This window comes from Rhizobium sp. 268, from assembly GCF_036571585.1.
In the GTDB taxonomy this organism is placed as follows: Bacteria; Pseudomonadota; Alphaproteobacteria; order Rhizobiales; family Rhizobiaceae; genus Rhizobium; species Rhizobium redzepovicii.
The window spans coordinates 13,867-23,851 of record NZ_JAPPSO010000012.1 but is presented as its reverse complement, the minus strand read 5'-3'; the positions used below and the strand labels follow the sequence as shown (position 1 = coordinate 23,851).

At 57.1% G+C, this 9,985-nt stretch carries 7 protein-coding genes; all 7 read left to right on the top strand.

Features of this window, described 5'->3' with window-relative positions:
* Positions 1-271: 271 nt before the first annotated feature.
* Entirely contained in the window at positions 272-1,591 is a 1,320-nt protein-coding gene (locus OS035_RS22965; RefSeq protein WP_097627790.1) for an O-antigen ligase family protein, read from the top strand.
* On the top strand, positions 1,588-3,714 hold the full coding sequence (locus OS035_RS22960; RefSeq protein ID WP_097627789.1) for a right-handed parallel beta-helix repeat-containing protein: 2,127 nt from the start codon (positions 1,588-1,590) through the stop codon (positions 3,712-3,714). Before OS035_RS22965 ends, OS035_RS22960 begins: the two co-directional genes overlap by 4 nt.
* Positions 3,715-4,255: 541 nt before the next feature.
* Positions 4,256-5,113, top strand: coding sequence for a WecB/TagA/CpsF family glycosyltransferase (locus OS035_RS22955; RefSeq protein ID WP_097627955.1), 858 nt, complete (start codon positions 4,256-4,258; stop codon positions 5,111-5,113).
* 13 nt (positions 5,114-5,126) lie between these two features.
* The gene (locus OS035_RS22950) at positions 5,127-6,620 is read left to right on the top strand and encodes a sugar transferase (RefSeq protein WP_183781194.1); all 1,494 of its coding nucleotides are present in this window, start codon (positions 5,127-5,129) and stop codon (positions 6,618-6,620) included.
* Positions 6,621-6,659: 39 nt separating this feature from the next.
* A complete protein-coding gene (locus tag OS035_RS22945; protein ID WP_097627786.1) occupies positions 6,660-7,712 on the top strand; it encodes a UDP-glucuronic acid decarboxylase family protein in 1,053 nt (350 codons plus the stop codon).
* Between the two features lie 126 nt (positions 7,713-7,838).
* Positions 7,839-8,654, top strand: coding sequence for a glycosyltransferase family 2 protein (locus OS035_RS22940; RefSeq protein ID WP_183781191.1), 816 nt, complete (start codon positions 7,839-7,841; stop codon positions 8,652-8,654).
* 207 nt (positions 8,655-8,861) lie between these two features.
* Positions 8,862-9,854 carry a glycosyltransferase family 2 protein gene (locus tag OS035_RS22935; RefSeq protein WP_097627784.1) on the top strand — a complete coding sequence of 331 codons (993 nt, stop codon included), beginning with the start codon at positions 8,862-8,864 and terminating at the stop codon, positions 9,852-9,854.
* The last annotated feature ends 131 nt before the right edge of the window (positions 9,855-9,985 follow it).

Below are 9,985 nucleotides of genomic sequence, written 5' to 3'. Positions count from 1 at the left end.
TGAACGGATAAGCGCAACATCTGCTCTTAAGGGCAATTCGCGGACATGAAGACCCGCCTTTTGGGTAAAGACCGGCTGAAAGCTTAGGCGCAACATCGCCTTTGGGTGGAGGCAGGGTGCATTAGGCGTAGCCGGCCCTTCACTAGGACAGGTTGACCGCGGATGTGGCTGGATGATTGCTTGAGAGCAGCGCGGCCACGAAGGCCGACAGCTGTTTTTGATCTGCCGCGATCGACAGTCGCTTGTCTGTTCAATTCAGTCGGGACGGATAATGAGAGTAGATAGACTTAGAACTGCCAGCGGACCAACCATCAGTTGGCGGGTCATAGAATGCTGGGGCGCCGGCATATCTCTATTTCTTCAGGCAGGCGCCTTTCTGCCGCTTGTCCTTTCAGATGCGGACGGAACGCTCAGTGAATCTGCCAAATCCATGCTGCGTCTTCCTTGCCTTCCTATATATGCATTTACAGCCGTGATCCTGCTACGCAATTTTCCGCAGTTTCTAACGGCGCTCAGGCGAAATCTGATTGTTCCCCTGATGCTTGCCTTGCCGTTTTTGTCTACCCTGTGGTCCATATCACCGCCAACGACCTTGAGGCGCGCAATCGGCCTTTTGTTTTGCGTGCTTCTTTCCTATGTCCTCGCGATACGTTTCACGCCAAGGCAGTTGCTGTTCCTGGTATTTGTAACGCTTGGAGCCTGTATCACCCTCAGTGTGGTTGTCGCCGTGGTGTCACCAAGCCTCGCCAGTATGCCGGATGGTGCCATGCGGGGCGTCTTCATTCACAAGAACGTGCTCGGCTGGTACGCGTCGTTGATGATCCTGGTGGCGACGGCCATGCTGATCGACGGGACGTTCCGCCTGCGGCGAACCGCATTCGTCTTGTTGGCGGCGGGTGTGATTTGCCTTGCAAGCTCCGGATCGATGACAGCGATTATTGCAACGTCAGTGGCGTTTTGCCTGATCGGCTTTTATTCCCTGCTGCAAAGAAGCAGCAGCATTGGCCGCGTCGTCATCGTCCTGTTTTTCGTTCAGCTGTCTCTCGGCATTCTGATTTCGCTGCACGAGTTCCTGGTTCCGGCCCTTGAAGCGCTCGGCAAGGATGCGACCTTGACGGGTCGGGTGCCACTGTGGGAGCTGGTTGATCGCGAAATATCCGATCGTTGGTTGCTTGGCTACGGCTACCAGGCTTTCTGGACAGTCGCGAACCCCGAAGCGACGCATATCTGGTTGAAGATCGGCTGGCCGGCGCCCCACGCGCATAATGGATACCGCGATATCTTGATGAGCTTTGGGATCATGGGAATGATTCCGTTTGTTCTGATGGTTCCCTATGCAATCCGCCAGGGTGGGTTTCTTCAATGTCATGATCCGCAGTACGGGTGGCTCTGGCTCAATGTCCTGACGATCATGATTTTGGTGATGAACCTGACAGAAAGTATTTTTTTCGTTCAGAATGACGCCATCTTCATCCTGTTTACCACAGCCATCATCATGTTTTCGCTGTACGCGCCCGTCGTTTCGGTCAGCCATTCGCCACCTTGGCAGGCGCCCGCGCGCGGCCTTACGAGCGGGTTGCAGACATCATGAACCGGCGTTTTGGACTGATCCTGAGCATTTTACCTGTCATGCTCTTTCCGCGGTCCAGCAATCCGGCTCCAGTCGAGACGGAGATAGATGCGCCAGAGCGCCTGCAGATGCTCGTCAGGGAGGCGACTTGTGCGGAAGCTTCCCCGACGATGTCAGCCAAGTTGAATGGGACTTCCTTAAGTGATGTATTGAGCAGCAGCACCGGGGGGCGAACGCTATTTTACGTTTCTCCCGATGGCAAAGACAGCTGGAGCGGTCTCCTTCCGACCGCAAATCAGCAGGGTGGCGACGGCCCTTTTGCCAGCATCGAAAGAGCTCGTGATGCTGCCCGTGAGAAGGGCGGCACCAACACCATCGCGCTCGCTAAAGGCGATTACTATCTTACGCAGCCGATCGTCTTTGACACTCGCGATGCGGGCTTGATCCTGACGGCAAGATGCGATGAAGCGCCGATTTTGCATGGGGGGCTGCGCGTTGACAACTTTGCGCAGCAGGCGGATGGCGGGTGGACGGCGCCACTGAAATTGCCACCGGATGAAGCGGTCGGTGACCTTTTCGTCGACGGGATACGCCAAACCAAGGCGCGATTCCCCAACGCCCCCGACGATGGCGATCCGCGCAAGGGATGGTTGTTTGCCGCAAAGTGCGAGCCTGCCATCGACGTGTCGGAAGCAAACACGCGCTTCTGTTTCCATGCCGGCGATCTTCCGGCAGTGGATGATACAAGTGGACTGGTCGCAGACATCGTTGGCGGGTATCGCCCCGGAAGCCAGTGGGGCAATGATACGCTTCCAGTTGTATCCATCAATGGCGCCAGCCGGACTGTCTATACGGAAGGCACAGGCTATTTCTTTACTGCAGAAGGGAGCCGCTATTTCCTTGCCGGAGCAAAGGCATTGCTCGATGCTCCCGGAGAGTGGTGGTACGACCTTGTCGCGGGCCAGCTTCATTATATCCCCGTCGATCAATCATTGCCCAATTCCATGGTTGTTGCTGGCATTCTGCCGACGTTCTTCAAGTTGGATGGGGCCAATGGGATGGTCGTATCAGGGCTAGAGTTTAGAGATGGAGCTCCTGCAGGCAGCGGCAAGTTCTATACGGAAACCAGAGGATTTGGCGCCATACGGATCGAACACTCTGACGGCGTCAGGATTCTCGGCAACAGCATCGAGAATGTCGGCGTCGGGGTGCATGTGACGGAAAGTAAGGATGCGTTGATTGCCGCCAATGTGATTGCAGATGTGGCTGGCAACGGGATCTACGTCGGCACCAATTATGGCACGTTCGGCAAGTCGAACGGCGCCAGGATCCTTTCAAACCACATTCATGATATTGGAACGGTATATATTGAAACCGCGGGAATATGGTTCCAGGCGGCTGATAATGTCAGGATCGCCGACAACCTGATCGAAAACACGGCGCAGTTCGGAATTGCCGGCGGATCGCTGTGGGGTTCCAATGACGCCGTCTATAACGCTGTCATCGAGCACAATGTGATCCATAATGCCAATCAGCAGACGGCAGATGGCGGCGCCATCAAGATGATGGGCGAGCAGGGCGATCCTCTGAACAGCACCATCCGCTCCAATCTCGTGACCGGGACCGGTCATCTCATGAACAGGGCCGATGGGACGTTCTGGCCTCCCGGATATGAGAACACCAGGGAATGGCCGTCTCCTATCAGCTGGGCGATCTATACGGATGGGAAGGCGAGCGGGCTGCGCATCGAGGGAAATACCCTCTCGGGCAATGTCGCGGCGATCGGTATCAACGGCGGTTGGAGCAACCTGGTAACGGGAAACGTCATCACGCACGGATCGGGAGCGGCTTTTCGGGTTGATGACGGTACCGGCAGGGGTTGGCGTCCGACATGGGCACGCCCTAATCGTATCGAGGAGAATGTTGTATCGGTTGATAGCGACAGCGGCATTGTCGCGTATGTCAACGCTCCCGATCTTGGGCTTGGATTTGTGCAATTCGCGCGCAACCGCTACAGCGGCAACTTGAACAGCCAGAGCTTCCGAATAGATCCGAGCATCATGCGTTCGGGAGAATTTGGCAGCCTCAGGGATCTTCAGAAGGCTGGGGCGGACATCGGAAGCGTGGTCGCGCCGGCGGAATGACAAAGGGCGCCGCGACGAGCGGTGTTCTGCGGCAACAGAGCCGGCAGAAGGCCGCCGATCCGTGGAACAATCGATCGCGTCAAGGTAAGCCGCAGTCAAATCCGCTCGCGAGCCTGCTAGGCTTCTGCGAACCAGCGTCGGCATTTGCCGGCATGTTCGATCTGCGCCACAAAAATTATGGCATTGCCAGCTCGTAGGCCCGGGTTCTTCTCTGGCATGCTCTTTACCAGGTCCTGCGATGAGCTTTCGGTCCAACCTTCAATTCGCGGGCGGGTCTTCATTCTGCTCATAAAGATAGAACGCGATCCTCCGCGGCTTTGTGTGCGCGAGGGCGACTATGCTGTGCGCCCCCTGCGGTCATCAAAAAGAGCAACATGGCAAGCCATGGGGTACATGGACTTACTTCGAATATCGTACGTCATCCCGGCGTAAGACGTAAAGATGAAGTCTCTTCTACGTCCAATAGCTGGAGCTGCAAGTATGGAGGCAATCGGCCTGCCGGGATATTCTGATGACAGTTTCAGTCGCGAAAGCGCAGGTCATGAGAAAACAAGCAGTAGGCAGCAGCCCAACTTCAGTTCTTCATCCGGAGGGATCTTTAGGATGGACGAATGTCCTTGGCGTTCGCGTTTCGGCAGTCAATCTCAAAAGCGCGACTGAGTTTATTCAAAAAGCGATCGAAGACGGCAGGAAGGAATATGTCTGCGTTCGTGACGCACACGGCATCGTCCGATGTCAGGATGATCCCGAGCTCCGGTCGATCCATAACCGGGCGTTCCTCGTAACCCCTGACGGCATGCCGCTTGTTTGGGCGCTGAGGAAGGCTGGGCATGCGGAAAGCGGCAGAGTCTATGGACCTGATCTCATGCTATCCGTTTTCGATGCCGGCAGCGCCAAGGGCTTGCGCCATTTCCTCTATGGCGCGACGGCCGAAACGCTCGAACAACTGCAGGCGCGCCTTCTCGCAAAATTTCCGCAAGCGCAGATCGTCGGCTCCTATGCGCCGCCTTTTCGCAAACTGTCGACGCAGGAGGAAGCAGATATTGCTGACAAGCTCAATCGGTCGGGCGCCGATATTATCTGGGTCGGGCTGAGCAGTCCCAAGCAGGAACTCTGGATGGCGCACATGCGCGACCGTCTGGAAGCATCGATGCTTATCGGTGTCGGAGCTGCGTTCGATTTCCATGCTGGCCTCAAGCGGCAGGCTCCGAGGTTCATTCAAAGAAGCGGCTTCGAATGGGCGTTTCGTCTTCTGTGCGAGCCGCGGCGGCTGTGGCGGCGCTATGCGCTCGTCGTGCCGACTTTCATCTCACTGTCAGCATTCCAGAGACTGGGACTTCGGCAGTTTCCGATTGAAGACGCCATTTCTGGATCGGGCGTGTCGGGACAAATGCAGTAGGGGGTAAAGCGTCATGTCCATATTTGTGCCGTCAGCGATGACACCGGGTCCGTCGAAGGCATCCACATCAAATGACATGACATCGCGGGCGATTCCGGCAGGGTCCGTGCCGCCCATAGCAGCCAAGACCGCCGATGCCTTTGTACCGGCAGGGCTGAATATGCCCGTCGCGCTACGGCGCCGGCTTCCACGGGTTGCAACGTCGTCCTTGCTGGTCGCCGGCGACACCGCCAGCTATTTGCTTGCCTATTTCCTTCTCCTGTCCTTTCTTCCCAGTGGTTCGGATGGCACGTTCGTGGAACGCGCGTTCACGGTCGCCGCACTGGCTGCGATTGTGCTTTACGCATCGGCCGGCCTCTATCCCGGATATCGGCTGCATGACCACGAACATCTGCGGCGACGCACTTTGGCTGCCGTCAAGGTGGCTGTCCTGGCGGCATTCGGAGCAATTATCCTGCCGGAAGGGGGACGGCTGCTGTTTGCCATTATTGTATTCCTCGGTCTCGGGTTGATTGTTCAGCCATTTCTGCATTGGCTTGCACGAGGTCTTTGCTGGAGACTTGGAATTTGGGGGGAGCGTGCGGTTGTCATAGGGGGGCGCAACCTCGCTCCCGCGCTCGTGGCACATTTCACCGACCACTGGCAGTATGGCATCAGGCCGGAGCCCTTTTTCCCCGATACTTTGGACGCAATGCCGGGTGGTGGGCCATCCATTGCTTTGATCGCGGGCGACAGGGGCTCGCTTGTGTCCGGCTTGCCGGCGCTGCGTGGGAAGTTCGCCGAAGTCCTTTTGCTGTCCGACACACCGTGCCTCAAGGTCAGTGGGTTGCGACCTGCCGATATCGGCGGAGAGATCGGCATTCGCCTCACCACCGGGGGGAGCTCGATCAACTCGGATCCAATTCGCCGGATCCTCGATCTCGCAATCGCCATCCCTGCAACGATCGTGGTCGCGCCGTTCATCGCGATTGCAGCGGCCGCAATCTACGCCATCGATCCAGGTCCTGTCTTCTTTCGGCATGCCAGGGAAGGACGGTCCGGCAGGCCGGTGCACGTCCTGAAATTACGGACCATGTACCAAGATGCAGAACAGCGCCTTGAAGCACTATTCCGAGACAACCCTGCCATGCGCGCCGAGTGGCTGAGCCATTTCAAGCTTAAGGACGATCCGCGCATCCTTCCGGTGATAGGACATATGCTGCGCTCATCGAGCATCGACGAGCTCCCGCAATTGGCGAACATCATTGCGGGCGAGATGGCCTTTGTCGGACCACGGCCGTTCCCGGAGTATCATCTTTCGGCGATGGACGGCGAATTTCGGGACAAGCGCCGTTCCGTCACGCCGGGGCTCACAGGCCTTTGGCAAATATCCGAACGAAGCGATGCGGATATCGAGCTGCAGCAGCAACTCGACGAGTTCTACATCGACAACCGGTCCCTCTGGTTCGACTGCCAAATTCTTCTCGGCACAATCCCCGCTGTCTTCAAGCGCAGGGGAGCCTGCTGACCACTTCCACGAGGCAAGCATCAACAACGGAGCACATCAATGCACGGACACAAGAGAATTATGGTTACCGGCGGCACCGGGTTTCTGGGATCATTCCTGTGCGAAAGGCTTTTGCGAGAGGGTAACGACGTCCTCTGCGTGGACAATTACTATACCGGTTCGCGCGACAACGTGCTGCACCTTCTCGACGATCCACGCTTTGAGATTCTTCGCCACGACATTACCTTCCCGCTTTATGTCGAGGTCGACGAGATCTACAACCTCGCCTGCCCGGCCTCTCCTGTCCACTATCAGCACGACCCCGTGCAGACGGTGAAGACCAATGTGCACGGCGCCATCAACATGCTCGGCTTGGCAAAACGCACCAAGGCGAAGATCTTCCAGGCCTCCACCAGCGAAGTTTATGGTGATCCGGCCGTCCACCCTCAACCCGAGGAGTATCGAGGCAGCGTCAATCCGATCGGCCCGCGGGCATGTTATGACGAAGGCAAGCGGTGCGCCGAAACATTGTTCTTCGACTATCATCGTCAATACGGTGTGGAAATCCGGGTGGCGCGGATCTTCAATACCTATGGGCCGCGCATGCAGACCAATGACGGCCGCGTCGTCTCGAACTTCATCGTTCAGGCTCTTCAAAACCAACCGATCACCATCTTCGGCAACGGCACACAGACGCGCTCCTTCTGCTATGTGGACGATCTGATCGAGGGCTTCATTCGCCTGATGGGTGCGCCGGCCGGCGTTACGGGTCCGATCAATCTCGGTAATCCGGGAGAATTCCAGGTCCGGGAACTGGCCGAAATGGTCATCGAGATGACGGGATCGAAATCAGGCATCGTTTACAATCCTCTGCCGATTGACGATCCGACGCAGCGCAAGCCCGACATCAGTCGCGCAAAGCAGGACCTGGGCTGGCAGCCGACGGTGAACCTGCGAGAGGGGCTCGAGAAAACGATCGCGTATTTCGAGTGGAAGCTTTCAGGCGGAGTCAAGAGCGTGCCTGGCGTCCGGTCTTCGCGAACGGCGAACACCTATCTACCTACCCCGGCCGTCGGACTTCCCGCTCCGCAAGCTGCGCCTCTCGGAACGTGAGAACGGCAAAGCCAAAATCAAGGCTCGGTTTCTTCAATGAACCGAGCCCCAAATCGCAGTTTGCAAAAAGAGCGGCGATCGCCGGACGTGCCGATCGCTGCAAAAACAACAATGAGGACATGAAGCATGCGCGTTGCCGTTATTACGCCATACTACAAGGAGCCGAACGAGCTCCTTGAGCAATGCCGGGCGAGCGTTCTCGACCAAACCGTTGCATGCGACCAGGTTTTTGTTGCCGACGGGTTTCCGAACGCTGTCGTCGGTGGCTGGCACGCAAAACATTTCATCCTGCCGAACGCTCACGGCGACGCGGGCAACATGGGTCGTGTGATCGGCAGCCTTAGCGCCTTTGCCCAGGGCTATGACGCGGTGGCCTTTCTCGATGCGGACAACTGGTACAGACCCGACCACATTCAGCGCCTGCTCGAACTTCACCGCCGGACTGGTGCTGCGGTTTGCACATCGAGACGTTCGATGCACCGCGCGGACGGCAGCTACATGTTCGACGACTCAAAGAGCGACGGCCGTACGCATGTGGATACGAACTGCTTATTTCTCACGCGACCGGCCCTGCCAATCATTGCGCGCTGGGCTCACATGCCGAGGGAACTCTATCCAGTCGGAGATTCCGTCTATTGGAGTTCGATCCGGAGTTCCCGGCTGTCGTGCTCTCATGAGCCGACCGCGACGGTATGCTACCGCACGACTTGGGAAACCGACTACAAGCGAATGGGGGAACCTGCCCCTGCGGGCAGCAAGACCCTCGCGTTCACCGACCAGCCGTACTACTGGTTCAAGTCTCTCCCGGCTCGGGACCGCTGGCGCATCTGGCAGGATTTCGGCTTTCCGCTCAGACGGCGCTCGGTAGCAAAGCTGGTCGGCCAATATGCGCTGTCAAGGCTTTCCCCCTACTCTTATCTCGGCCCAAAACATGAGTACTGAAAGTCTTGCCGGGGCCCAATCTCTTGTCTTCCTGCGCGGTCCGCCCTGTTGGGGACTGTCTGGTCGCGCACGAAATCAGCCAGGCGAAAGCGTCTCTCGACATCTGCGAGAATGAATCAGAAAACAGACAATGCATACACCGAAACGATGCCGCGTCCGGAAGATCTGTCAAACCAACGGTGACGCTGTGCGCACGGAGGAAGAAGTTTGCAACGTGTTGATGTAGTAATTCCCTGCTATAACTACGCCCATTTCTTACAGGAATGCGTTGAAAGCGTCCTTTCGCAGGCGGGCGTCGATGTGCGCGTGCTTATTCTCGATGATTGCTCGCCGGACAATACGCCGGAAGTCGGAATGGCCCTGGCAGCCCGTGACACGCGGGTCACTTATCGGCGGCACGCGGCAAACATGCGGCACATCGCCACCTACAATGAGGGGATCGATTGGGCAGGCGGTGACTTGTTCCTGCTTCTTTCTGCGGATGACTATCTTCTGCCAGGCGCGCTGCACCGTGCAGCGGAACTGATGCGCAATTATCCGGATGTGGGGTTGGTGTTCGGGAACGCGATCATAGCGGAGCCAGACGGGACCATGAGCAAACGCGCTGATCCTCTCGGCGAAAATTACGTGCACGCCATGCAGATCTTGTCCGGTCGGCAATTCATGCAGTTGAGTGGAGCACGCAATCTCGTTCCAACGGCGACCGCTGTCGTGAGGACGGCGCTGCAAAAGCAGGTCGGCGGGTACCTGAAGGAACTGCCGCATGCCGGCGATATGGAAATGTGGCTGCGGCTCGCATCACATGCCGGCGTAGGGTTCATCAATGCTGATCAAGCAGTATATCGCCAACATTCCTCGAATATGTCGCTGCAATACTATGGAGAAAATATTCTCTCCGACCTTGTGCAAAGAAAAAAGGCCTTTGATATGCTATTTAGCCAAGCGGCCGATAGCCTCAGAAAAGATGAGATATTACGACGCTTTCTTGCCAGAGATCTCGGAAAACAGGCGCTTCGACAGGCTGGCATCGCATTCAACAATTTCGACGTTGCGACGGCCGTGGCTATTCAGCGTTTTGCATTGGAGGTTTCCCCTGATGTGCGAAATTCGTTGCCCTGGATCAAATTGGTCTGCAAGCAAACGATCGGTCCAAAGTGCTGGTACGCCTTGAATTCGATGCGGCGAAGAGTTGCAGCATGAACAGGCAGACCGGGCCGGGTTAGTTCATCCGCAAGTGCCGAAACAGCCGCCCATGTCGAGCGCTCGATCGTTGCTCACGCCAAGATCGCAGGAAGCGTAATAGGGCGCCCTCAAAAAACCCGGTGACGCAT

What these genes read in the sequence shown, in the direction of transcription:
- OS035_RS22950 (WP_183781194.1), top strand. Translation starts at nt 5,127, where the DNA reads ATGTCCATATTTGTGCCGTCAGCGATGACACCGGGTCCGTCGAAGGCA.
- OS035_RS22965 (WP_097627790.1), top strand. Translation starts at nt 272, where the DNA reads ATGAGAGTAGATAGACTTAGAACTGCCAGCGGACCAACCATCAGTTGG.
- OS035_RS22955 (WP_097627955.1), top strand. Translation starts at nt 4,256, where the DNA reads ATGAGAAAACAAGCAGTAGGCAGCAGCCCAACTTCAGTTCTTCATCCG.
- OS035_RS22945 (WP_097627786.1), top strand. Translation starts at nt 6,660, where the DNA reads ATGCACGGACACAAGAGAATTATGGTTACCGGCGGCACCGGGTTTCTG.
- OS035_RS22960 (WP_097627789.1), top strand. Translation starts at nt 1,588, where the DNA reads ATGAACCGGCGTTTTGGACTGATCCTGAGCATTTTACCTGTCATGCTC.
- OS035_RS22940 (WP_183781191.1), top strand. Translation starts at nt 7,839, where the DNA reads ATGCGCGTTGCCGTTATTACGCCATACTACAAGGAGCCGAACGAGCTC.